The organism is Pseudomonas orientalis (genome assembly GCF_002934065.1).
Taxonomy (GTDB): Bacteria; Pseudomonadota; Gammaproteobacteria; order Pseudomonadales; family Pseudomonadaceae; genus Aquipseudomonas; species Aquipseudomonas orientalis_A.
Window position 1 is genome coordinate 643,890 of record NZ_CP018049.1, and the last position, 22,143, is coordinate 666,032.

Annotated in this window: 19 protein-coding genes; 7 read left to right on the forward strand and 12 right to left on the reverse strand. The window is 60.8% G+C overall.

Going from position 1 to position 22,143, the window contains the following annotated elements; translation table 11 throughout:
* The 4 genes from BOP93_RS02745 to ureE are packed head-to-tail and all read right to left on the reverse strand — an operon-like array spanning position 1 to position 2,400.
* Positions 1 to 573 carry a HupE/UreJ family protein gene (locus BOP93_RS02745; protein ID WP_104501467.1) on the reverse strand — a complete coding sequence of 191 codons (573 nt, stop codon included), beginning with the start codon at positions 571 to 573 and terminating at the stop codon, positions 1 to 3.
* 19 nt (positions 574 to 592) lie between these two features.
* Complete coding sequence (gene ureG / locus BOP93_RS02750) at positions 593 to 1,207, reverse strand: urease accessory protein UreG (protein WP_057724209.1); 615 nt, start codon at positions 1,205 to 1,207, stop codon at positions 593 to 595.
* A gap of 21 nt (positions 1,208 to 1,228) precedes the next feature.
* Complete coding sequence (locus BOP93_RS02755; protein ID WP_104501468.1) at positions 1,229 to 1,903, reverse strand: urease accessory protein UreF; 675 nt, start codon at positions 1,901 to 1,903, stop codon at positions 1,229 to 1,231.
* Positions 1,900 to 2,400: an urease accessory protein UreE gene (gene ureE, locus BOP93_RS02760; protein WP_065896742.1), complete on the reverse strand. Its 501-nt coding sequence runs from the start codon at positions 2,398 to 2,400 to the stop codon at positions 1,900 to 1,902. The genes BOP93_RS02755 and ureE overlap by 4 nt, the downstream gene beginning before the upstream one ends.
* 350 nt (positions 2,401 to 2,750) lie before the next feature.
* Here ureE and BOP93_RS02765 point away from each other — a divergent pair, with 350 nt between their 5' ends.
* Positions 2,751 to 3,248, forward strand: a complete 498-nt coding sequence (locus BOP93_RS02765; RefSeq protein ID WP_104505233.1) for a C40 family peptidase — start codon at positions 2,751 to 2,753, stop codon at positions 3,246 to 3,248.
* 5 nt (positions 3,249 to 3,253) lie between these two features.
* Here the strand turns inward: BOP93_RS02765 and BOP93_RS02770 are convergent, their stop codons facing one another.
* Complete coding sequence (locus BOP93_RS02770; RefSeq protein WP_065883368.1) at positions 3,254 to 3,886, reverse strand: TetR family transcriptional regulator; 633 nt, start codon at positions 3,884 to 3,886, stop codon at positions 3,254 to 3,256.
* Positions 3,887 to 4,036: 150 nt separating this feature from the next.
* Complete coding sequence (locus BOP93_RS02775) at positions 4,037 to 4,408, reverse strand: hypothetical protein (RefSeq protein WP_104501469.1); 372 nt, start codon at positions 4,406 to 4,408, stop codon at positions 4,037 to 4,039.
* A 358-nt stretch (positions 4,409 to 4,766) separates the two neighbouring features.
* Here BOP93_RS02775 and BOP93_RS02780 point away from each other — a divergent pair, with 358 nt between their 5' ends.
* Positions 4,767 to 6,833, forward strand: a complete 2,067-nt coding sequence (locus BOP93_RS02780; RefSeq protein ID WP_104501470.1) for an AsmA family protein — start codon at positions 4,767 to 4,769, stop codon at positions 6,831 to 6,833.
* A gap of 131 nt (positions 6,834 to 6,964) precedes the next feature.
* Here BOP93_RS02780 and BOP93_RS02785 read toward each other — a convergent pair whose 3' ends face one another.
* Together BOP93_RS02785 and BOP93_RS02790 are read right to left on the reverse strand one after the other, a co-directional pair.
* The gene (locus BOP93_RS02785) at positions 6,965 to 7,495 is read right to left on the reverse strand and encodes a ferritin-like domain-containing protein (RefSeq protein WP_065883376.1); all 531 of its coding nucleotides are present in this window, start codon (positions 7,493 to 7,495) and stop codon (positions 6,965 to 6,967) included.
* 97 nt (positions 7,496 to 7,592) lie between these two features.
* Positions 7,593 to 8,483, reverse strand: a complete 891-nt coding sequence (locus BOP93_RS02790; protein WP_104501471.1) for a DMT family transporter — start codon at positions 8,481 to 8,483, stop codon at positions 7,593 to 7,595.
* 98 nt (positions 8,484 to 8,581) lie between these two features.
* On the opposite strand from BOP93_RS02790, the gene BOP93_RS02795 reads away from it, so the two are divergent.
* From BOP93_RS02795 to BOP93_RS02805, 3 genes are all read left to right on the forward strand, one after another.
* The gene (locus BOP93_RS02795) at positions 8,582 to 9,370 is read left to right on the forward strand and encodes an AraC family transcriptional regulator (protein ID WP_104501472.1); all 789 of its coding nucleotides are present in this window, start codon (positions 8,582 to 8,584) and stop codon (positions 9,368 to 9,370) included.
* Positions 9,371 to 9,441: 71 nt separating this feature from the next.
* Positions 9,442 to 9,741, forward strand: coding sequence for a PsiF family protein (locus BOP93_RS02800; RefSeq protein WP_104501473.1), 300 nt, complete (start codon positions 9,442 to 9,444; stop codon positions 9,739 to 9,741).
* Positions 9,742 to 9,918: 177 nt separating this feature from the next.
* Complete coding sequence (locus tag BOP93_RS02805) at positions 9,919 to 10,932, forward strand: AI-2E family transporter (RefSeq protein WP_065883382.1); 1,014 nt, start codon at positions 9,919 to 9,921, stop codon at positions 10,930 to 10,932.
* 123 nt (positions 10,933 to 11,055) lie between these two features.
* Here the strand turns inward: BOP93_RS02805 and BOP93_RS02810 are convergent, their stop codons facing one another.
* Positions 11,056 to 12,324: an Hsp70 family protein gene (locus BOP93_RS02810; protein WP_078820160.1), complete on the reverse strand. Its 1,269-nt coding sequence runs from the start codon at positions 12,322 to 12,324 to the stop codon at positions 11,056 to 11,058.
* A gap of 238 nt (positions 12,325 to 12,562) precedes the next feature.
* On the opposite strand from BOP93_RS02810, the gene BOP93_RS02815 reads away from it, so the two are divergent.
* Together BOP93_RS02815 and BOP93_RS02820 are read left to right on the forward strand one after the other, a co-directional pair.
* Complete coding sequence (locus BOP93_RS02815) at positions 12,563 to 13,504, forward strand: DnaJ C-terminal domain-containing protein (RefSeq protein WP_104501474.1); 942 nt, start codon at positions 12,563 to 12,565, stop codon at positions 13,502 to 13,504.
* Between the two features lie 81 nt (positions 13,505 to 13,585).
* The gene (locus BOP93_RS02820) at positions 13,586 to 19,489 is read left to right on the forward strand and encodes a dermonecrotic toxin domain-containing protein (protein WP_237140392.1); all 5,904 of its coding nucleotides are present in this window, start codon (positions 13,586 to 13,588) and stop codon (positions 19,487 to 19,489) included.
* Here the strand turns inward: BOP93_RS02820 and ureC are convergent.
* The 3 genes from ureC to BOP93_RS02835 all read right to left on the reverse strand — a co-directional run bounded on the left by ureC (position 19,486) and on the right by BOP93_RS02835 (position 22,140).
* Positions 19,486 to 21,186 (reverse strand): urease subunit alpha, encoded by a 1,701-nt coding sequence (ureC, locus tag BOP93_RS02825; protein ID WP_104501475.1) that lies wholly within the window; start codon positions 21,184 to 21,186, stop codon positions 19,486 to 19,488. The genes BOP93_RS02820 and ureC overlap by 4 nt on opposite strands.
* A gap of 118 nt (positions 21,187 to 21,304) precedes the next feature.
* Complete coding sequence (locus BOP93_RS02830; RefSeq protein WP_104501476.1) at positions 21,305 to 21,610, reverse strand: urease subunit beta; 306 nt, start codon at positions 21,608 to 21,610, stop codon at positions 21,305 to 21,307.
* Positions 21,607 to 22,140: a GNAT family N-acetyltransferase gene (locus tag BOP93_RS02835; protein ID WP_104501477.1), complete on the reverse strand. Its 534-nt coding sequence runs from the start codon at positions 22,138 to 22,140 to the stop codon at positions 21,607 to 21,609. The genes BOP93_RS02830 and BOP93_RS02835 overlap by 4 nt, the downstream gene beginning before the upstream one ends.
* Between the last annotated feature and the right edge of the window lie 3 nt (positions 22,141 to 22,143).

Sequence of the window (22,143 nt, forward strand, 5' to 3'; positions counted from 1 at the left end):
TCAGCCCGCCAACAACCAAACCCCGGTCGCCGCCGAAGCCGCCCCCGCCACCCGCACCAACGGTGCCGCCGCCGCAGGCAGAAAACGCACCACCGCGTAACCCGCCGCATGCAACGCAGCCGTCGCGCCGACAAACCCTGCCGCGTACGCCCAGGGGCTGGACATGTCCGGCAGTTCCAGGCCATGGGCCACGCCATGGAACAACGCAAACAACGCCGTTGCCCCCACCGCCACCCACAGCGGTGGCCGCACTGCCAGCGCTACCGCCAGGCCCAGCGCCAGCACCGATGCGGCGATCCCGCTTTCCAGTGCCGGCAGTTGCAGGCCTTCAAAACCGAGCATGCCACCGATCAACATGGTGCCGACGAAGGCACACGGCAGCGCCCAGCGTGCGTTGCCTTTTTGCTGCGCCGCCCACAGGCCGACCGCAACCATGGCCAGCAGGTGGTCGAGCCCGCCCAGGGGGTGGCTGATACCGGCGACCAGGCCATTGTCGCCGTGGCCCGGGTGAGCGAAGGCGAGGGCGGGGGCCAGCAGCAGCGCGGCGGTGGCGAACAGTTTGTTGAGGTTCATAAACAGGCTCCGTAGGGGGTCAGGCAGCGGTCAGCAGGCCTTGACGTTCGATAAAGGCGACGATTTCATCCAGGCCGACGCCGGTTTTCTGATTGCTGAACACAAAGGGTTTGCCATTGCGCATGCGTTGGGTGTCGCTGTTCATCAATTCCAGCGAGGCACCCACGAGCGGCGCGAGGTCGATCTTGTTGATCACCAGCAGGTCGGATTTGCAAATACCGGGCCCGCCCTTGCGCGGCAGCTTGTCGCCGGCGGACACATCGATCACGTAGATGGTGAGGTCCGACAGCTCGGGGCTGAACGTCGCCGACAGGTTGTCGCCGCCGGACTCCACCAGAATCAGGTCAAGGCCTGGAAACCGGCGGTTAAGCTGGTCCACCGCCTCCAGATTGATCGAGGCATCTTCGCGGATCGCCGTGTGCGGGCAGCCGCCGGTTTCCACGCCGATGATACGTTCCGGCGCCAGGGCCTGGTTGCGCACCAGAAAGTCGGCGTCTTCACGGGTGTAGATATCATTGGTGACCACCGCCAGGTTGTAGCGCTCGCGCAGCGCCAGGCACAGGGCCAGGGTCAGGGCGGTCTTGCCGGAGCCGACCGGGCCGCCGATGCCGACGCGCAGGGGTTGTGTGTTCATGGTGGGTTCTCCAAAAAAGCCTCAGGAACGGAACAGGCGGCTGTACTGGCGCTCGTGCGCCATGCACGCCAAAGACAGGCCAAACGCGGCGCTGCCAAGGTGATCGGGTTCGACGCGGCCAGCCTCGTACTGGGCCTGCTGCAACAGCGGCAGCAGTTCGCTGGTCAGGCGCTGCGCGGCTTGCTGGCCCAGGGGCAGGGTCTTCATCAGCACGGCCAACTGGTTTTCCAGCCAGCTCCACAGCCAGGCGGCGAGGGCGTCGTCGGGGCGGATGGCCCAGGCGCGCGCGGCCAGGGCCCAGCCAAGGGCCAGATGGGGTTCAGGCTGTTGGTCAAGGAAATCACGGGCGTCGGCGTCCAATTCCGGCAGACCACAGAGCAGTTGTTGCAGGGAGTAGCCCATCTGCCGGCTCTCCTGATACAGCTCGCGGGTTTCGCGGCTGGCACGGTGTTCTTCACACAACTGCGACAGGCGCGGCCAGGCCTGTTCCGCGGCGGCGCGGCAGTGGGCGAGCAGCAAGGGCGCTTCGAAACGTGCGAGGTTGAGCAGCAATTGGTCGCTGATCCAGCGTCGCGCGCTGGCGGCATCGTTGACGCGGCCGTTCTCCACCGCCATTTCCAGGCCCTGGGAGTAGCTGTAGCCGCCAATCGGCAATTGCGGACTGGCCAGGCGCAACAGCGCCCAGGCCGGGTTCATGGACGCACGCCGAACTGATGCAGTTTGGGCGCGTAATTGAAGTCTTCGTCACCATGGCGCGAGTGGTGATGACCACCGCCATAGGCGCCGTGCTCGGGTTGGAAAGGCGCCTCGATGGGGTGCGCATCGGCGCCCAGCTGTTCCAGCATGGCCTTGAGCACATAGTCATCGAGCAGGCGCAGCCAGCCATCGCCGACCTGCAGGGCGACATGGCGATTGCCCAAGTGATAGGCCGCGCGGGTCAGTTCAAACGCGTTGCGGCAGGTGACATGCAGCAGTTGTTCAGGGCGCGCGCAGACACGTACGACGCGTCCGTCCTCGGCTTGCAGGAATTCGCCATCGTGCAACGGCGGTTGCCCACGCTCCAAAAACAGGCCGACGTCTTCACCGTCGGCACTGAAACAGCGCAGGCGGCTTTTGCTGCGGGCTTCGAAGTTCAGCAGCAGCTCGGCGGCCCATAGGGCCTGGGGGGCGATTCGGCGGTGGATCACCAGCATCGGAGGGTTTCCAGCTATTAACGATAAAGGGGCTATAAAGGTGGTAGAGCAAGGGCCTTGCCAACCCGGCAGGCGCGTAGGAAATCCCTGTCAGCAGGGCGCGAGCGTTACACGGCAGGGCATTCGCAAAGGGTGAGCGTGCTGCAATTTGGTGCGCTTGAGCGGCGCTCGGCACCGGGAAGGGGCATTTTGTGTGGAGTAAGCCGATGAATTGCATGAAACGTCTTTCATACAATTCGTCATTTTGGCTTTAAGGAATAATCCTACAAGAGCCAGAGAATCGGCCTTCGTGAGCTTACGTGGTGGTTCTTTAAGATTCGCGCCGTGTTTAATCCGTCGCGATGTTCATCATGTTCAAGTCACTTATCTGTTCCGTCATTGTCAGCCTGTCTTGTCTTATTTCCTCAGCCTCGGCCACTCTTCAACAGCCGCCGACGTTTGTTTCCACCCATGCACCGTCTTCGGTCGAAAATGTGATCGACCGCGCCCATCAACTGCTCGGTACACCCTACAAGTGGGGCGGTACCTCCACCGAGCAAGGGTTCGATTGCAGCAGCTTCCTGGTCTATCTGTTCAAGACCCAAGCCAATATTCAGCTGCCGCGCACCACGGCTGCGATGCACCGTTCAACGGCCGCGACCATCAAGCGCACGGCGTTGAAGCCGGGCGACGCGGTCTTTTTCAAAGGCAATGGGCAGGGGCGGGTGAGTCACGTCGGGCTGTATATCGGCGATGGCAAATTCATCCATTCACCGCGTACCGGCAAGAACGTGCGTATCGATTCTTTGAGCAATAGCTACTGGAACAGGAACTACACCACCGCCAAGCGCTTTCACAAGGCCGGCTGATCGTATTACTCGGTGCTGCCCAGGCCTTGCCAATGCTTGAGGCCGATAAAGATAAAGCGCAATTGCTGGGTGATCTTCGCCTGGGGCGTGAGGTGGGCAGGCAAGGCCTGGGCGGGAGGGTCGATGATGTCTGGCAGGGTGGCGAACACACTTTTGACGATCAGATCGGCCATCACGTGCAAACCGTCGGCGTCCAGGTGCTGCAGTTTGGGCATCAGCGTAAGGTCGGCCGCCAGGTCGCGGGTGATGTCTTCGCGCAGCGCGCCGATGGCTTGGCGCACGGCCAGGCAACCGCCGTACTGTTCGCGGGCCAGGAACAGGAATTGGGAACGGTTGGCCGAGACCACATCGAGAAAGATCCGCACGGACGCATCGATGATTCCGCCCATGACGAATTCGTTGTGGCGCACCAGGCGAATCGTGGCGCGAAATGTCTGGCCGACTTCACTGACCAACGCGAGCCCAAGCTGGTCCATGTCGGCAAAATGGCGATAGAAGCCGGTGGGCACGATGCCCGCTGTCTTGGCCACTTCGCGCAGGCTCAGGCTGCCAAACCCACGGCCACACTCCATCAGATGGCGGGCAGCGTCCATCAAGGCGAGGCGAGTCTGTTGCTTCTGTTCGGCGCGGGGCAGCATGAGCGGATGGGCTTTGTCGGCGAGTACAGCGACGCACTCTAGCAAAAGCGCTTTGCCGGCGTCGAACTTGGCGGGGCATTGCGTGATGCGGTCTATATAAAAGCGAAAGCCCGATCGACAGATCGGGCTTTTTTCTGGGCCACCACGGGCTTAGCTCTGTGCTTGATGCAGTTCTTGCAGACGATCAGCACCGCCTTCAGCGATACCTTGAGTGTACGCGCGGTCGTTGGCTTGCTCAGCACCGCCTTCCACCAGACCTTTTTCCTGCAGGCGGTCGTTGCCACCTTCAGTCAGGCCTTCGGTGTAGGCGCGTTTGTTGGCCTGCTCCGAACCGTTTTCAGCGACAGCGCCTTTGGCGTAGTCACGGTTTTCATCTTCTTGCGAACCGCTACGAGCCACGGTTTGGCTGGACTGGACGGCCTGAGCCTTGTTCTGTGGAGTAGCCTGTTCGGCGGCTGGCAGGGCAAAGGCACTGGAAGCCAGGACGGATAACAGGACGGTAGCAAGTACTTGGCGTTTCATGAGGGTTGCTCCTTGGGAGGGCGATAAAGTGGGTACAGGGCTAATGCTACTCTTGATAAGTCGATATAAAAGTTCATAAACACAATGGTAATAATCAACAGAATTGATTGTTCTCCCGGGAGGCTCTAGCTCGCGCCTCTCAAGCACGCGGTTTTGCACCGTAGTGGGTATTTTCGACACGCACCTGGGTAACAATGGTGCGTGGTTGATGAGCGGAAACGGTCTGATCGATCAGGAAAATCGCTTTTTTCGGCTAAATCGGCCGTTGCGTTAAACCCCCGGGCACTTTGCCAGTCGTAGTCCTATAAGCTGTTTCAAAGGCTGTTGCCCAGCCAGTCGTAATCAGGAGTTTTGTGCAATGACGCGCACTCGAAAAATCGTCGCCTGGTGCTGCGCCAGCTTCGTTCTGTTAATCGCCATCGCGGTATTGGTCCTGGTGTTTTTTGACTGGAACCGCATCAAGCCGCCCCTTAATGCCAAGGTCTCCGAAGAGTTGCACCGCCCGTTCGCCATCAACGGCAACCTGGCGGTGGTGTGGCAGCGTGAGCCCGACGAGGGCGGCTGGCGGGCGTGGGTGCCCTGGCCCCACGTGATTGCCGAAGACCTGAGCCTGGGCAATCCCGAGTGGTCCAAGCAACCGCAGATGGTCACGCTCAAGAAAGTCGAGTTGCGTATTTCGCCCTTGGCGTTGCTGGCACAGCGCGTAGTGATCCCGCGTATCGACCTCACCGAACCGAGCGCCGACCTGCAGCGCCTGGCGGACGGCCGCGCCAACTGGACCTTCAAGTTCGACCCCAAGGACCCCGACGCCGAGCCTTCGAGCTGGGTGGTGGATATCGGCGCCATCGGCTTCGACAAAGGCCACGTCACCCTCGACGACCAGACCCTCAAGACCCGGCTCGATGTGATCATCGACCCGCTGGGCAAGCCGATCCCCTTCGGTGCAATCGTCGGCGACGCGGATGCCAAAAAAGCCCTGGAAAAAGGCTCGGCCCCCCAGGACTACGCGTTCGGCCTCAAGGTCAAGGGCCAGTATCACGGCCAGGCGCTCGCCGGAACCGGCAAGATCGGCGGCCTGCTCGCGCTGCAGGACGCGGCCAAGCCGTTCCCGCTGCAGGCCCAGGTCAAGATCGCTGACACCAGCATCGCCCTGGCCGGCACCCTGACCGACCCGCTGAACCTCGGCGCCCTGGACCTGCGCCTCAAACTTGCCGGTGCCAGCCTGGGCAACCTCTACCCGCTGACCGGCGTAACGTTGCCCGATTCGCCGGCGTATTCAACCGACGGCCATCTGATCGCCAAGCTGCATGAAGCCAGCGGCGCGTCCTTTCGCTATGAAAACTTCAACGGCAAGATCGGCAACAGCGATATCCACGGCGACCTGGCCTACGTGGCCAGCCAGCCACGGCCCAAGCTCAGCGGCGCGCTGGTGTCCAATCAACTGCTGATGGACGACCTGGCGCCCTTGATTGGCGCCGACTCCAATGCCAAGCAGAAAGCCCGTGGCGGTGAAAGCAAGCAACCGGCGACCAAGGTGCTGCCGGTCGAAGAGTTCCGCACCGAGCGCTGGCGCGAGATGGATGCCGACGTGGAATTCACCGGCAAACGCATCGTGCACAGCGCCGAGCTGCCGTTCACCGACCTCTATACGCACGTGGTGCTCAACGACGGTGAGCTGAGCCTTGAACCCCTGCGCTTCGGCGTGGCCGGCGGCAAGCTCGATGCGCAGATCCGCTTGAACGGCCGCACCACGCCGATGGAAGGGCGCGCGAAACTCACGGCGCGTAATTTCAAGCTCAAACAGTTGTTCCCAAGCTTTGAGCCGATGAAAACAAGCTTTGGCGAACTCAACGGCGACGCTGATATTGCCGGGCGCGGCAACTCCGTGGCAGCGTTGCTGGGCACCTCCAATGGTGACCTGAAAATGCTGATCAACGACGGCGCCATCAGCCGTGGCCTGATGGAAATCGCTGGCCTCAACGTCGGCAACTACGTGGTGGGACGCCTGTTTGGCGACAAGGAAGTGAAGATCAACTGCGCTGCGGCGGACTTCGGCATCAAGACCGGCCTGGCGACCACCCGCTTGTTTGTATTCGATACCGAGAACGCGATCATCTACGTCGATGGCACGGCGAATATGGCGACCGAGCAGTTGGACCTGACCATCACGCCGGAGTCCAAGGGCTTCCGCCTGTTCTCCCTGCGCTCACCATTGTATGTGAACGGGCCGTTCATCAAGCCCAATGCCGGCGTCAAGGCTATCCCCCTGGCGTTGCGCGGCGCGGGCATGGTCGCCCTGGGTGTGATCGCAGGTCCTGCGGCCGGGTTGCTCGCACTGGTTGCCCCAAGCGGCGGCGAGCCGAATGCGTGCGCACCGTTGCTGCAACAGATGAGAGAAGGCAAGGCGCCCAAGACTGTGAAATAACTGACTGCACCCGAAACCAAATGTGGGAGGGGGCTTGCCCCCGATAGCGGTTTATCAGCCAGAACATCCTTGGCTGAACCACTGCTATCGGGAGCAAGCCCCCTCCCACATGGGTATTGCTGTGCGGCTGGTTACAGGCCTTCGAGAATATCCGCCATGTCATCGGCGTGTTCTTCTTCCTGGGCCAGGATGTCTTCGAAGATGCGACGGGTAGTCGGATCCTTATCGCCGATGTACTGAATGATCTCGCGATAGCTGTCCACCGCGATCCGCTCGGCCACCAAGTCTTCGTAGACCATTTCTTTCAGCGAGTTGCCCGCCACGTACTGTGCGTGGGAGTTCTTCGACAGCAGGTCGGGGTTGAATTCCGGCTCGCCGCCCAGCTGCACGATGCGCTCGGCAAGTTTGTCGGCGTGTTCGGCTTCCTGGGTGGCGTGCTCCAGGAATTCATCGGCGGCGACGCTGGCTTTCAGGCCGCTGGCCATGAAGTAGTGACGCTTGTAGCGCAACACGCAGACCAGTTCGGTGGCCAGCGATGCGTTGAGCAGGCGGATAATTTCTTCGCGGTCGGCGTCATAGCCTTCGGTCACGGCACCGTTTTCAACGTTCTGGCGGGCGCGGCTGCGCAGGGTCGCAACGTCAGTCAAGTGTGCTTCAGTCATCTCAATCTCCTGGGGCTAATCCGGTTTTACGCCACGCTCTGCCGGCGTGATCGCTCCCAGTTGTGAGTCGCGAGAGAGGCGAAAAGTTTTATCGGATTTAACAGGATGTGTCACGACGAGGTCTGACCGGCGTAGTCCAGCGCTCCGACAGGACCACCCCACCCAAGGTCAGCAACCCTCCCACCAGGTGATAAAGCGCCAGCGCCTCCTTCAGCACCACCGCCGCGATCAAGGCAGTAATCAGTGGAAGCAGGTTGAAAAACAACGTGGTACGGCTTGGCCCCAGGGTTTTGACCGAGTGCATCCACGCCAGCGGCGCCAGCATCGAAGCCAGCAGGCACGCATACAGCACCAGCGGGATATTCGCCCAGCCCAGGCCCGCCTTGGCCGAGAACAGGAACAACGGAAACAGCACCACCACCGCCACCAGCACTTGCAGATACAACAGCACCAACGGCGGCAGGCGCAGTTGCCATTTTTTCAGCAAGGTGCTGTAGACCGCGTAGGCCAGGGTGGCTACCAGCATCATGGCGTCACCGAGGTTGATCCCGTGTTGCAGCAACGCGCCCAGGCTGCCGGATGACACCACCACCACAACCCCCGCGAACGACAGCACCGCGCCGGTCAGCGCGCCGAAGGTCAGGCGCTGGCCGAGGCTGATGATGGCGGCGGTCAGGGCCATCAGCGGCATCAGCGAGAGGATGATGCCCATGTTGGTGGCACTGGTCAGCGTGGCCGCGTAATAGGCCAGGCTTTGATACACGGCCATGCCCAGCACGCCGAGAATAAAGATCTTGCCCAGGTTCGGGCGGATCAGCGCCCAGTTGGCGATGACCGGCTTGAGCATGAATGGGGTGAACAGCAGCGCCGCGAACAGCCAGCGATAAAAGCCGATTTCAGCCGGGGAGATCGAACCCACCGCCAGTTTGTTGACCACGGTGTTGCCGGACCAGATAAGGATGGCCAGCAGGGGATACGTGTATTGCATCGAAACCAGACCCAGTGCGTTGAGGAGGCCGGATTATCCCTTGTCTGGATCGAAGCCTATAATGCGATCCAGACAACCGGCCTTTGAATCCAGACAATATGTCCAGACACACCGTACGCCTGCCCGATTTCGTCAGCCTGCCGAGCCCTGTGTACTTCCGCTATTCCGACTTCGCCCCAGACACCGAATGCACCCCGCACCAGCACGCCTGGGGCTCGCTGGACTACTCGGCCAGCGGTGTGATGCGCATGAAAGTGGCCGGCAGCCGTTTCATGTCGCCGCCGCAGTACGCAGTGTGGGTGCCGCCGCATACCGTGCACAGTTCCTACAATGCCGAGGCGATTGTCTACCACTCGGTGGGCCTGGCGCCGCCGTTGTGCGAGCAACTGCCCCGGCAGCCTTGCACCCTGGCGATCAGTGACATCCTCAAGGCAATTCTCAAGGATTTCGCCCTGCGCGACGTCAATCAGCCGCAGACCGAAGCCGATATCCGCCTGGCCCAGGTGCTGGTGGACCAACTCAAGCAGGCGCCGATCCACGATTGCTTCCTGCCTTACGCCCGTCATCCCGGCCTGCTGGGTGTACTTGAAGGCATGCAGGCGCAACCGGGCGACAACCGTCCGCTGGCGCAGTGGGCCGAGCAGGTGCATGTCAGCGAACGCACCCTGGCGCGTCAGTTTGTGCGCGAACTCGGCATGAGCTTTGGCGAATGGCGCCAGCGCCTGCGCTATCTGGCGGCCATCGAAGCCCTCGACAGCGCGTGCAGCGTGCAGCATGTGGCATTTGACCTGGGCTACAGCAGCGCCTCGGCCTTTATCGCGATGTTCCAGCGCCATGCCGGTTGCACGCCGGAGCAATACCGTCGGACGACTATTCGCGGCCGGTGAAGTTGTAACAGGTTTTGACTACACTGCGTTGTAGGCCGTGCCCTTCGGTACGGTAACAGGGAGAAAACTCCATGAAGATGCTGCGTATTTCGCTGTTGATGATGGGCCTGCTGCTGTGTTCCCAGGGTTTTGCCGCCACCGCCCAGCAAAACAAGATGACCACCTGCAATGCCGAGGCGACCACCAAGACCCTCAAGGGTGATGAGCGCAAGGCCTACATGAAGACCTGCCTGTCGGCACCTGCCGCCAACGATGCCAAGACTCTGACGCCGCAGCAGCAGAAGATGAAAGACTGCAATGCGTCGGCTAAAACCCAGGCGTTGGCGGGCGAAGCGCGTAAAACGTTCATGAGCACCTGCCTGAAGAAGTAATAGCCCCAGGCCATAGAAGGCTGCGACACTCGCACACAGTCCCTTTGTAGGAGCGAGCTTGCTCGCGAAAAACGTGAACGATCACACGGGCACCCTGACTAAACGCGGTGCCCTTTCGTTTTTTGCGAGCAAGCTCGCTCCTACAACATCCTTTAACGCCGTTCGTTTTGAGGCTGTATGCCAACGTTTTCTCAGCGTCATGTGTTGTTGCTGGCCAGCTACATCATCATTTTCGGCGGGTTGCTGCTGGTGCTGCCGCTCAAATTGCTGCCCAGCCTGCTGGCCGGCCTGTTGGTCTATGAACTGGTCAACATGCTCACCCCCCAACTGCAACGGCTGATCGAAGGGCGGCGTGCGCGCTGGCTGGCGGTGGCCTTGCTCGGTACCCTGATCGTCAGCGTACTTGCGCTGATCTTCGCTGGCGCCATCAGCTTTCTGCTCCACGAAGCGGAAAACCCCGGCGCTTCGCTCGACAAGTTCATGGGCGTGGTCGACCGCGCGCGCGGCCAGTTGCCGCCGTTTTTGGACGCGTACCTGCCCGCCAGCGCCGCTGAGTTTCGCGTGGCCATCGGCCAATGGCTGAGCAAACACCTGAGCGAGCTGCAACTGGTCGGCAAGGACGCCGCGCACATGTTCGTCACCTTGCTGATCGGCATGGTGCTCGGCGCGATCATCGCCCTGCAGCGCGTGCCCGACCTGACCAAGCGCAAACCCCTGGCCGCCGCACTGTTCGACCGCCTGCACCTGCTGGTCCAGGCGTTTCGCAATATCGTTTTCGCCCAGATCAAGATCGCCGCGCTCAACACGGCTTTCACCGCCGTGTTTCTCGCGGTGGTACTGCCGCTGTGCGGTATTCACCTGCCACTGACCAAAACCCTGATCGTGCTGACCTTCCTGCTCGGCCTGCTGCCGGTGATCGGCAACCTGATGTCCAACACTCTGATCACCATCGTGGCCCTGTCGTTGTCGATCTGGGTGGCGGTGGCGGCGCTGGGGTATCTGATCGTGATCCACAAGGTCGAGTACTTCCTCAACGCGCGCATCGTCGGCGGGCAGATCAGTGCCAAGTCGTGGGAGTTGTTGTTGGCGATGCTGGTGTTCGAGGCAGCGTTCGGCCTGCCGGGGGTGGTGGCAGGGCCGATTTACTATGCGTATCTGAAAAGCGAGCTGAAGCTCGGCGGGATGGTTTAAGCCTTGTGTTGCCTGGGCTGACGCTATCGGGGGCAAGCCCCCTCCCACCTTTGAAGGTGTTCACATATCAAAATGTGGGAGGGGGCTTGCCCCCGATGGGCGCGCCGCGGTTTAAGCTGGAAATCAGCTGCCGTAGCGCTTGCTCGCCTCAATCGCCAAACCACTCCCAATACTGCCAAAGATATTGCCTTCCACATGCCGCGCATTCGGCAGCATCGCCGAAATGCTGTGGCGCAGCGCCGGGATGCCGCTTGAACCGCCGGTGAAGAACACCGTGTCCACTTGGGCCACGCTTACCGAGGCGTCGTTGAGCAACTGCGTGACACTGCCGCGCACGCGTTCGAGCAGGTTGTCGATGGATGACTCGAACAGCGCCCGGCTCAGGTCCACGCTCAGGCCCGCTTCGATACGGTCCAGCGGCACATGGCGGCTGTCTGCCTGGGTCAGCTGGATCTTCGTCTCTTCCACTTCCATGGCCAGCCAGTGCCCGGCGCGCTGTTCGATCAATTTGAACAGGCGGTCGATGCCGCCGGTGTCTTCGATGTCGTAGCGCATGCTGCCCAGGGCCAGCTGGGATTTTTGCGAGTACACCGAGTTGATGGTGTGCCAGGTGGCCAGGTTCATGTGGTGGCTGGTGGGCATGTAGGCGCCGCTCTTCATGCGGCTGCCGTAGCCGAACAGCGGCATCATGCCGGCCAGCGAGAGCTGTTTGTCGAAGTCGGTGCCGCCGATGTGCACGCCGCCGGTGGCGAGGATATCGCTCTGGCGGTTGTCGTTGTGGCGACGGTCCGGCGACAGGCGCACCAGGGAGAAGTCGGAGGTACCGCCGCCGATGTCGACGATCAGCACCAGCTCTTCTTTTTCAATGGTGGACTCGTAGTCGAACGCCGCCGCAATCGGTTCGTACTGGAACGAGATGTCCTTGAAGCCGATCTTGCGCGCCACGTCCACCAGGGTGTTCTCGGCTTCCTGGTCGGCCATCGGGTCGTCATCGACGAAGAATACCGGGCGGCCCAGCACCACTTCTTCGAACTCACGACCGGCGTTGGCTTCGGCGCGGCTCTTGAGTTGGCCGATAAACAGCGCCAGCAGGTCAGTGAACGGCATTGCAGTGCCAAGCACGCTGGTGTCGTGCTTGATCAGCTTGGAACCCAGCAGGCTCTTGAGCGAGCGCATCAAGCGGCCTTCGTAGTTCTCCAGGTATTCGTGCAGCGCCAGGCGACCGTACACCGGGCGGCGCTCCTCAAAGTTGAAGAAGACCACCGACGGCAGGGTGATTTTGTCGTCCTCCAGCGCGATCAGCGTTTCCATGCCGGGACGGATCCAGCCGACGGTGGAGTTGGACGTGCCGAAGTCAATACCACAGGCACGGGCTGGGGATGGGTTTTTCATGTCTATCGGGTTCCGGTTGAAAAACGGCCGCGCAGTGTATGCCAGTCGCAAGCGCTTGCGTAGGCCAACCATCCGTTAAATCGCGCTTGAAAGTACGGGATTTGCCCCCACATCTGTTGCATACGGCTGATGCCGATAACACTTTGACGTACCCCCGGGCCGCAACCCTCAACAGGTGCAAACCAGCGCACGTTGCGCACCGGGCAGTGCGATCTCGATAAAGGATGGTGAACCGTCGATGGATTTCAAAGATTACTACAAGATTCTGGGTGTCGAGCCGACGGCCGATGACAAGGAAATCAAGGCTGCCTATCGCAAGCTCGCGCGCAAATATCACCCCGATGTGAGCAAGGAAAAAGACGCCGAAGCGAAATTCAAGGACGCGTCCGAAGCCTATGAAGCGCTTAAAAGCGCCGACAAGCGAGCCGAGTACGACGAATTGCGCAAATACGGCCAGCATGGCCAGCCGTTCCAGGGCCCGCCGGGCTGGCAGAGCCGTGGCGGCTTTGGCGGTGGTGGCGCGGGCACTGAGGACTTCTCGGACTTTTTCAGCTCGATCTTCGGTGGTCGTGGCGATGCCTTCGGGGGCGGCCAGCGCCGTCCTGCCGGGCGCAAGGGCCAGGACGTCGAGATGCAGCTGACGGTGCACCTTGAAGAGACACTGTCTACCGAGTCCAAGCAGATCAACTTCCAGGTGCCGCAATACGACGCCTCGGGCCGGCACGTGAGCAACACCACCAAGAGCCTGAACGTGAAGATCCCCGCCGGCGTGGCCGACGGCGAGCGCATCCGCCTCAAAGGGCAGGGCGCACCGGGCATTGGTGGCGGAGCGAATGGCGACCTGTACCTGATCATCAAGTTTGCGCCGCACCCCAAGTTCGAAGTGGATGGCGAAAACCTGATCATCAACCTGCCACTGGCCCCGTGGGAGTTGGCCTTGGGCGCGGAAGTGGCAGTGCCGACCCTCACCGGCAAGATCAACCTCAAGGTGCCCGCCGGTAGCCAGAACGGCCAGCGCATGCGCGCCAAGGGCCATGGCCTGCTGAACAAGGCCGGGCAGCGCGGTTATCTGTTTGTGCAGCTCAAGGCCGTGATGCCCAAGAGCAGTGATGAGGAGGTCAAGGCGCTGTGGCAGGAGCTGGCACAGAAGGCCGCGTTCAACCCGCGTGAGCATTTTTGATCGGCGATAAATAGCTAGGGCTTTCCAAACCGGGCGATCCGATAGGTTGGGTTTTTCACAACCCTTCATGGATGGCCCGATATGTCAGAACAACCCGTTATCTCTACCCGCGAAGGCAAGTTCAACGTTGACCTTCGGGGCGTGCATTACGACTTCCTCAAGGACCGCGTGCCCGGTTGGTTCAACCAGGCAACTACCCAGCGCCAGGAAGAACTCGCCAATCACGAGATGGAACTGCCCAGATGGTATCTGGCCGCTACGGCTCAGCAGAGGTCCGAACTGGCCGCCAGCCATACCCGTTATCGCGAGACCTTGAACCAGGTGGAAAACAGCCTGGGCGATATCGAGGATGTGAAGGCATTTGCCGAACAGCCGCTGAAAGACGCGATCAAGCAACGCTTCAACCTGGAGCTGGACGTCAACAACGTCTATTTCGCGCGTAAGTATGGGTTTAAAGGTCGTGATGATCTATTCGGCGCGTTTGTCTTCGAACAGCAAAGCGATCCGCAGCTTCGTTATGAATACCGTACGGTTTCCCTGCTTGAAGCCGCCCTGGCCAATTTCGAACCCGACGAAGAGCGAGCGAGCACCTGCCAGGATTGTCAGCTCATTACCACAGTGGGCGCGAATGGGGGCGATGTGATCCCAAACCCGAGCGTGTTCAGGTCTTATGCCCTGGCCATTGCTCCCCATGAATTTGCCCAAATGTGCCGCAGCCTGGATTTGGGTAAGTTGTATCAGGAACACATCAAGTCCATCGTCCAACCCGCAGATGAAACTCAGCGCACGGCACTGCAAGCGCAACTGCAAGAGCACCAGCGCCAACTGCTGGCGCTGAGCGCGGAGCTGGCGGCTCAAACGCCCGAATGGGGCATCAGCGCCGATGTTTATGGAATGCTCAAGCAGGTCATTACCGACCCAGGCAGCGCCACCCTTGATGGCAAGCCAGTGACGTTTGTCGCTCTGAACGTGTTTGGCAGTGTGCTGGTGGGGCCCTTGCTGATCGGCCCTGAGCGTAAAGGCAGTGACAGAGTCGAGCGCCTTGTGGTGTTTATCCCCAATGATCCACAGCAACCGCTCAAGGAGTATGCCTCCAGCGGGGAGTTCATGGCCGATCTGCGGACGCGCCTGCACAGCGCGTCGTATCGGCGCTTTTTCAGTCGCTTCGTGCCCCAGCGTGAGCAAGGGGTTTTCTTCCGGCACTTCAACGTGCTGTATAAACCCGCCAACGGCAACGGTGTGACCGGCGATTACCCGATGGCGGCAAGGCCGCCGAGACTGCCCCTGGATGAGTTGAAAATCGGCGCCAACCTGTGGGAGCTGCTGCGCGAGGCCCAGGTGCGCAAGATTCTGGCTGACGCCCGTGCTGTGGCGGTGCCTACCGGTGACGAAGACCGCGAGGCGCGCATGGACCGGCTGGTGAGCTACCTGGACGCCGTGAACAGCGTGTTCAACCTCGGCGCATTCGTAGTGCCGGGGCTGGGGCCGATCATGCTGGCGGTGGGCGCGGCGCAGATGTGCTCCGAGGTGTACGAAGGTATCGAAGCCTACGAGCAAGGCGATACGAAGACCATGTGGGCGCACTTTTCCAGCGTGGCCCTCAATGCTGCGGTGCAGGGTACCGGCGCGAAGGTGTTACCCGCAGTCAAATGGGCGAGTTCGATCGACCACCTCAAGCCGGTCACGCTGCCAACCGGCAAGCAGGTGCTGTGGAATCCTGATATGACCCCTTACAAGGTGCCCGTCGAGCTGGCCCCGGGCACCAAGCCGGACGCCTTGGGCCTCTACCCGCACAATGGGCAGACGGTGCTGCCCATTGACGGCGACTACTATCAGGTCCGGCAGGAAGCCGACACCGGCCAGTATCGCATTCAGCACCCGAGTCGCCCCGGCGCCTATGAACCACAACTGGAACATAACCATGCCGGCGCCTGGAGCCATGAAGTCGAGCAACCGCTGACCTGGGATAAACCGACCCTGATCAGGCGCCTGGGCCTGGACCGGCAAGGGCTTGGCAGCGCAACGCTGGAGCAGGCGCTTATTTCCAGTGGTGTCGAAGAAGACGTCTTGCGCCAGACCTTTGTTGTGCATGACCCCGTGCCTATGTTGTTGGACGATACGATCCAGCATTTCAAGGCGCATCAGGCACTGACAACTTTTGTCGAACAAATGAAAAGCAGCGACCCGGTCGTCTATGCTCAGGCCGACCCCGTGCTGCAACTGCAAATCATGCGTCGACGAGGGATGTTGCCTGATACGCCGCTGCGGGTGAGGGTCAGTGGCAACAACAGCAGAGTTTTGTGGGAGGAGACCTTCGGGGACGCCTCCAGACGTGTAGTAGAGGTCAGTGAAAGCCAATTGACGAGCGGTGAGTGGCTCAATCAAGTGCTGTTCAGCTTGCAGGGTGTGGATCCTACGCTCAGGGAAATCCCTGGCAGTGCCGAAGAGTCGCTGGCGGTGCGGGCCGGCAAGCTGCGTGAACACATCGCCAATGTCGTCGATACCTTTAAGAGCTCGCTGGTCGAAGAGCGCTACCAAGCCTTGAATGCCACGAACGATCCTGATGTGCGCCTGGTCCTGGCGACTTACCCCAGGCTGCCGGCGTCGATGGCCATTGAGCTGCTCAAAAGGCTGAGCGTTGAACAGTTGCAGATATTTCGAGATACCGGGTTTCTGCCCGAAGAGCGAATTGAACAGGCGAGGTGGCTTGAGCAGGAAGTCCGGGTGTCGCGCGCCTATGAAGGCCTGCAATTGGACACACTGGCAGGCATCGACAGCCAGCGCCTCGCCTTGCGCACCCTGGAAACCTTGCCTGGATGGCAGCGTGGAACGCGGGTGGAGTTGCGTCACTATTCGGCCCAAGGCACGCTGCTGGATGCCATCGGTTCCCCGGACTCAACTACTACCAAGACCCTGGTGCTCAAGGACAATGGGTTGTTCGAGGCACCTATGCCCAGGGATTTTTTTGGGGCGACCTGGGACCAGTTGTCCGCCACCGAACGCCAGAACCTTGGGTTCACCGATGCACAGCAGTTGAAGACCGCGATCCAACAAGCGCCTTTGCCTCGTGAGCCGCTGCGCACGGTGTTGCTGGAGAACCCGGTGCGCAAGCCGACGGTTGATTCGACACTGAGATTGCTTGGCGGTGGCGGCGGATCCAGCCGACAGGCGACCAGCGTTAGCGATGTCGATTCAGTGCACGAGCAGGTCACCGATCTGTTCCCTTTGATTGACGAGGAGGCCGTCGATGCGTTCGTCCGCACATTGGGCGACGACGTCAAGGGTGGGTTGAAACGCTGGAAGGCTGAGCTCAAAACGTTGACGAGGGAGTTGGATAACTGGGTTTACGCCAGTGGGCCGCCGCGCGCTGATGCCGACCTTCGCCGCGCGTCCTATATAGCCAGAGAGATCAAGAGTCACTGGCGGCGTATGAATCAAGGCCCCCTGACGCTGATGATGAGGGGCGATCTGGAACTTCCGCTACTAAGTGCCGACTTCAGCCACGTTGAGGGGCTTGAGATCGAGGGTACCGGTTGGTCCGGCGAGACTGATGCTTTCCTCACATCATTCACCCACGTCAAGCATTTGGCCCTGATCGGTTGCCGGCTTACCGAGTTACCCGGCGCTATCGGTGAAATGCGCTCCCTGACTTCGTTGAACCTGACCGGCAATAAGCTTAAGTTGACCCCACCAACCAGCCGTATGCTGAGCAACCTCAGCTCCCTTGCGACGCTTGATCTGTGCAACAACCCGCTGGGTATAGCCCCCGACGTCAGTGGTATGCCAAACCTGACGGAGTTAAACCTGAGGAATACGCAGATTGCGCAGTGGCCCTCGGGATTAACCGCACTGACTGGATTGAGACGCGTCGATTTATCCCAAAACCGCCTGCAGGAGGTTCCACCAGAACATTTGACACCACCGCCTGAGCAGCTTGAAGCGATCGCTCGCATAAACAACGTCCTGCTGCTTGAGAACAACAGGTTTCCCACCGACTATTGGCAGCGGTTCGATCGCTACTGGCAGACGTTGACGCACACACGACCCGAACTGCTGCAAGGAGCCCTTGATGGCGCCTTTGACAGTGGTAATCCAAGGCTTAGGGTCATGCGGGAAATATATCCCGACATTGGCATTCAAGTCTGCCGGGAGACGATTTGGTCGTTGGGCGAGCGCGCCGATGCAGAGCTGGCCCAGCGTGAGCAGGAATTTAGAGCGCTCAAGCGTCAGTTAAGAGCCTGGAGCCACGCCTACGAGCGTCAGGGTTACGAGCAATTCACCGATCGTAATCGCGCCAGTCACCGCATCATGAACTGCTGGAGAGCGGATAACCCCCTCGTTCCAGCCAGCGACGGTACACTCATCGACATCGAACTGGACCTCAGTGGTTTGCGCTTGTCGAGGCTGCCCGACCTTGGCGCGAATTTCATCCGTCCGGCGGTACTCAAACTGAACCGTCTGAACCTGCGCACATCACCAGAAGGCTTCTTGGCGCACTGCCGCGGTGTGCGCTCGCTGGACATGTCGGATAACCATTTGTTCGAGTTGCCGCCAGCCGTGGGGAATATGAACGAGTTGACCCGTTTATCTCTGCAAAACAACCGAATCCGCTTGACTGCCGAGTCGGTTGCTCTCCTGTCCTCGCGAGCGACACTTCGTGACTTGATACTCGATGATAACCTCCTCGGCCTGACGCCGGATTTCAGCCAGATGACCGATTTGCGTACCTTGCAGATGAGCAATGCGGGGATTGATACCTGGCCTGCGGGATTGGTTGAGCGGACGAACCTGCTACGGGTCGATCTGAGCCAAAACAGTATTACCACTATCCCGGACTCCGTCATTGCACCGTCGGATGAGCAGTTGGCGCAGACGGCGCGCGTGACTCGTGTGACGGATATCAGCGAGAACCCGTTGACCGAGCAAACCCGGCGACAAGTCCACGAATATAGCCGGCGCCTTGAGGAAGCCGGGCTGATGTCTGAGGATCTTCCGAACGCGCTACGGTTGACAGCTGATATTGCCCCTGACCGTGAGGCATCCACATACGGCCCGCAGGATCCATTTCTGCGTTGGTCCCAAGGCATGTCCCCGCAAGACGCGAGTAGCAAACGGCTCCTATGGGTGGCGTTGGAGCGCATACCGAGAGTCGACCCGTTTTTTGACATCCTTGAGCGTCTGGAACCGACTGTCACCGACCATGCCGACATGCAGCGCCGCGTCTGGGAAGTGATCGAAAGCATCACCCAGGACACCGCCGAATCGGAAACCCTGCGCACGGAACTCCTCGACCTGGCCGGCGAGCCAGGGTGTTGTGACCTTGCGGCTTTCTCCTTCAGTAACCTGGAAGTGCGCACGCTGGCCTACAAGGCTCGGGTGCAGGCCACGGATCAGACCCAGGGCCTGCAATTGGCAAGCTTATCCAGGGGCTTGTTCCGCCTGCACGAAGTGGACACGATCGCGTCGGCGGATATCCAGCGCAGCGAAGCCATCATCAATGACCCCAACGTGTCGGCGGCCGACAAGTTGCCCCATACCCAGCGCCTGGACGAAGAGGTTGAGATCCGACTGGCGTATCGTTACGGCCTCAAGGATCGGCTCCAGCTACCGGGGCAGCCGCAGAAGGTCGTGCATACCAACTGGGGCGACGTTACCTCATCAATGCTCGATAGTGCCTATGACACGATCAAAGCCCTGGATAACTCTGCGCAAGAGCTTCAGGCGCTGCTGTCCAGGGACTTTTGGCAGGATTACCTGAAAGGCAAATACCCCTCGCAATTTGACGAACTGCGCAATCCGTTTCACGATCAGTTGGAGGACTTGCGCAGCAGGTTTGAATCCAGAACGATCACCGAGGCTCTTTACGATCAACGGGCCAGAGAACTTCAAGCGCAATTGCAAATCAGCGAGGCGGTGCTGATCGAGACACTGACCCGTCAGGAGTTGCTTGAGCATCCGCTGGACGTGGCTGAGGTCGTTACCTAAAACAAAAAGTAGCGCTGGGCCATGGGCAGTACATCGGCCGGCTCGCACCACAGCAACTGGCCGTCGGCCCTGACCTGATAGGTCTGCGGATCAACCTCGATATCCGGCAGGTAATCGTTGTGGATCAGGTCGCTTTTCTGCACATCACGGCAACCCTTGACCACTGCAATCTGCTTCTTCAATCCCAGGGCCTCGGGCAGGCCGGCGTCCTGTGCCGCCTGGCTGATGAACGTCAGGCTGGTGGCGTGCAGCGAGCCGCCGAAGCTGGCGAACATCGGGCGATAGTGCACTGGTTGTGGCGTGGGGATCGAGGCGTTGGCATCGCCCATCAGGCTTGAGGCAATCGCGCCGCCCTTGAGGATCAGGGTTGGCTTGATGCCGAAGAAGGCCGGGCGCCACAACACCAGGTCCGCCCATTTGCCGACTTCGACAGAACCGACGATATGGCTCACGCCGTGGGTGATCGCCGGGTTGATGGTGTACTTGGCGATGTAGCGCTTGGCGCGGAAGTTGTCGTTGCCGGGGCCGTCACCCGGCAGCGGGCCGCGCTGTTTTTTCATCTTGTCGGCGGTCTGCCAGGTGCGTGTGATCACCTCGCCGACACGGCCCATGGCCTGGCTGTCGGAGCTGATCATCGAGAACGCGCCCAGGTCATGCAGGATGTCTTCGGCGGCGATGGTCTCGCGGCGGATACGGCTTTCGGCGAAGGCCACGTCTTCGGCAATGCTCGGATCGAGGTGATGGCACACCATCAGCATGTCCAGGTGTTCGTCGATGGTGTTGCGCGTGAACGGGCGTGTCGGGTTGGTGGAACTGGGCAGCACGTTCGGGAAACCGCAGGCCTTGATGATGTCCGGCGCATGGCCGCCACCGGCACCTTCGGTGTGGTAGGTGTGAATGGTGCGGCCCTTGAGCGCGGCGAGGGTGGTTTCGACGAAGCCGGACTCGTTGAGCGTGTCGCTGTGGATCGCCACCTGCACATCGTATTGGTCGGCGACGCTCAGGCAGTTATCAATGCTGGCGGGCGTGGTGCCCCAGTCTTCATGCAGCTTCAAACCGATGGCTCCGGCCTTGACCTGCTCGATCAACGGCTCGGGCAAACTGGCGTTGCCCTTGCCGGTAAACCCGATGTTCATCGGGAACGAATCACTGGCCTGCAGCATGCGCGCCAGGTGCCACGGGCCGGAGGTGCAGGTGGTGGCGTTGGTACCGGTGGCCGGCCCCGTGCCGCCGCCGATCATGGTGGTGACGCCGCTGGTCAGTGCCTCTTCGATCTGCTGCGGGCAGATGAAATGCACATGGGAGTCGATGCCGCCGGCGGTGAGGATCATGCCTTCACCGGCGATCACTTCGGTGCTGGCGCCGATGGCCATGGTCACGCCGGGCTGGATATCCGGGTTGCCGGCCTTGCCGATGGCGTGGATGCGGCCGTTCTTCAAGCCAACGTCAGCCTTGACGATGCCCCAGTGGTCGATGATCAGCGCGTTGGTGATTAGGGTGTCGACGACTTCATGGGCGAGCAATTGGCTCTGGCCCTGGCCGTCACGAATCACCTTGCCGCCGCCGAATTTGACTTCTTCGCCATAGACAGTGAAGTCCTGTTCGACTTCGACAAACAGCTCGGTGTCGGCCAGGCGGACCTTGTCACCGACAGTGGGGCCGTACATGTCGGCGTAGGCTTGGCGGGTGATTTTCATGTGTGTGCCCTGAAGAATATGTGTTGAATGTGAAACCGCTATCGGGGGCAAGCCCCCTCCCACATTTGGAGCTGTGAATACCTTCAAAGGTGGGAGGGGGCTTGCCCCCGATGAGGCTCTAAAGGTCGCCCATGATCCGCCCGGCAAACCCGAATACCCGCCGCCCGCCGCTTAAATCCACCAGCTCGACCTCACGACTCTGCCCCGGCTCGAACCGCACCGCCGTACCCGCCGGAATATTCAGGCGCATGCCACGGCTCGTGGCACGGTCAAAGGTCAGCGCGTCATTGGTCTCGAAAAAATGATAATGCGAGCCGACCTGGATCGGCCGATCGCCGCTGTTGGCTACGCTCAAGGTGACGGTGCGGCGGCCGACATTCAGTTCGATCTCGCCAGGCTGGATCTGATATTCGCCAGGAATCATGCAGGTTGCCCCAGGGTCTTGTAGTAGATGGCGGTCGGGCTGTAGTGCCCGTCCGGGCTTTGGCAGTAGTCGGGCAGCTCACCGACTTTGGTGTAGTGCAGGGACCGGTAGAAGGCCTCGGCGCCGGAGCCGGCCTCGGTGTCCAGGTACAGCAGGCCGCGCTTGTGCTGGCGGGCGGCGAGTTCCAGGGCGCTCATCAATTGTTGGCCCAGGCCATGGCGGCGGGCGCTGCTGTGCACCAGCAACTTTTGCACCTCGGCGCGGTTCAGACCATTGGCTTTCTGGCACAGCGCCAATTGCACGCTGGCGACCACTTGTTCTTCGCGCACCACTACCCACAGCAGCAGGCTGGCGTCTTCGATACCGGCTTGCACGCCGTTCAGGTACTCGCGGGCCTGGGTCTCATCGAAGTCGGCCATAAAGCCCACCGATGCGCCATGCTGCACTGCGTCCAGCAACAGCTCGATCAAGCCCAGGCGGTAATGGGCAAAACTTTCCGCATTGACGCGACGCAGGTGTGCAGCGCTCATCGA

Coding starts and splice junctions, on each gene's coding strand:
- BOP93_RS02835 (WP_104501477.1), bottom strand. CDS start 22,140: ATGAGCGCTGCACACCTGCGTCGCGTCAATGCGGAAAGTTTTGCCCAT.
- BOP93_RS02810 (WP_078820160.1), bottom strand. CDS start 12,324: ATGAAAAACCCATCCCCAGCCCGTGCCTGTGGTATTGACTTCGGCACG.
- BOP93_RS02790 (WP_104501471.1), bottom strand. CDS start 8,483: ATGCAATACACGTATCCCCTGCTGGCCATCCTTATCTGGTCCGGCAAC.
- BOP93_RS02815 (WP_104501474.1), top strand. CDS start 12,563: ATGGATTTCAAAGATTACTACAAGATTCTGGGTGTCGAGCCGACGGCC.
- BOP93_RS02780 (WP_104501470.1), top strand. CDS start 4,767: ATGACGCGCACTCGAAAAATCGTCGCCTGGTGCTGCGCCAGCTTCGTT.
- ureE (WP_065896742.1), bottom strand. CDS start 2,400: ATGCTGGTGATCCACCGCCGAATCGCCCCCCAGGCCCTATGGGCCGCC.
- BOP93_RS02765 (WP_104505233.1), top strand. CDS start 2,751: ATGTTCAAGTCACTTATCTGTTCCGTCATTGTCAGCCTGTCTTGTCTT.
- BOP93_RS02755 (WP_104501468.1), bottom strand. CDS start 1,903: ATGAACCCGGCCTGGGCGCTGTTGCGCCTGGCCAGTCCGCAATTGCCG.
- BOP93_RS02795 (WP_104501472.1), top strand. CDS start 8,582: ATGTCCAGACACACCGTACGCCTGCCCGATTTCGTCAGCCTGCCGAGC.
- ureC (WP_104501475.1), bottom strand. CDS start 21,186: ATGAAAATCACCCGCCAAGCCTACGCCGACATGTACGGCCCCACTGTC.
- BOP93_RS02775 (WP_104501469.1), bottom strand. CDS start 4,408: ATGAAACGCCAAGTACTTGCTACCGTCCTGTTATCCGTCCTGGCTTCC.
- ureG (WP_057724209.1), bottom strand. CDS start 1,207: ATGAACACACAACCCCTGCGCGTCGGCATCGGCGGCCCGGTCGGCTCC.
- BOP93_RS02800 (WP_104501473.1), top strand. CDS start 9,442: ATGAAGATGCTGCGTATTTCGCTGTTGATGATGGGCCTGCTGCTGTGT.
- BOP93_RS02770 (WP_065883368.1), bottom strand. CDS start 3,886: ATGCTGCCCCGCGCCGAACAGAAGCAACAGACTCGCCTCGCCTTGATG.
- BOP93_RS02785 (WP_065883376.1), bottom strand. CDS start 7,495: ATGACTGAAGCACACTTGACTGACGTTGCGACCCTGCGCAGCCGCGCC.
- BOP93_RS02805 (WP_065883382.1), top strand. CDS start 9,919: ATGCCAACGTTTTCTCAGCGTCATGTGTTGTTGCTGGCCAGCTACATC.
- BOP93_RS02745 (WP_104501467.1), bottom strand. CDS start 573: ATGAACCTCAACAAACTGTTCGCCACCGCCGCGCTGCTGCTGGCCCCC.
- BOP93_RS02820 (WP_237140392.1), top strand. CDS start 13,586: ATGTCAGAACAACCCGTTATCTCTACCCGCGAAGGCAAGTTCAACGTT.
- BOP93_RS02830 (WP_104501476.1), bottom strand. CDS start 21,610: ATGATTCCTGGCGAATATCAGATCCAGCCTGGCGAGATCGAACTGAAT.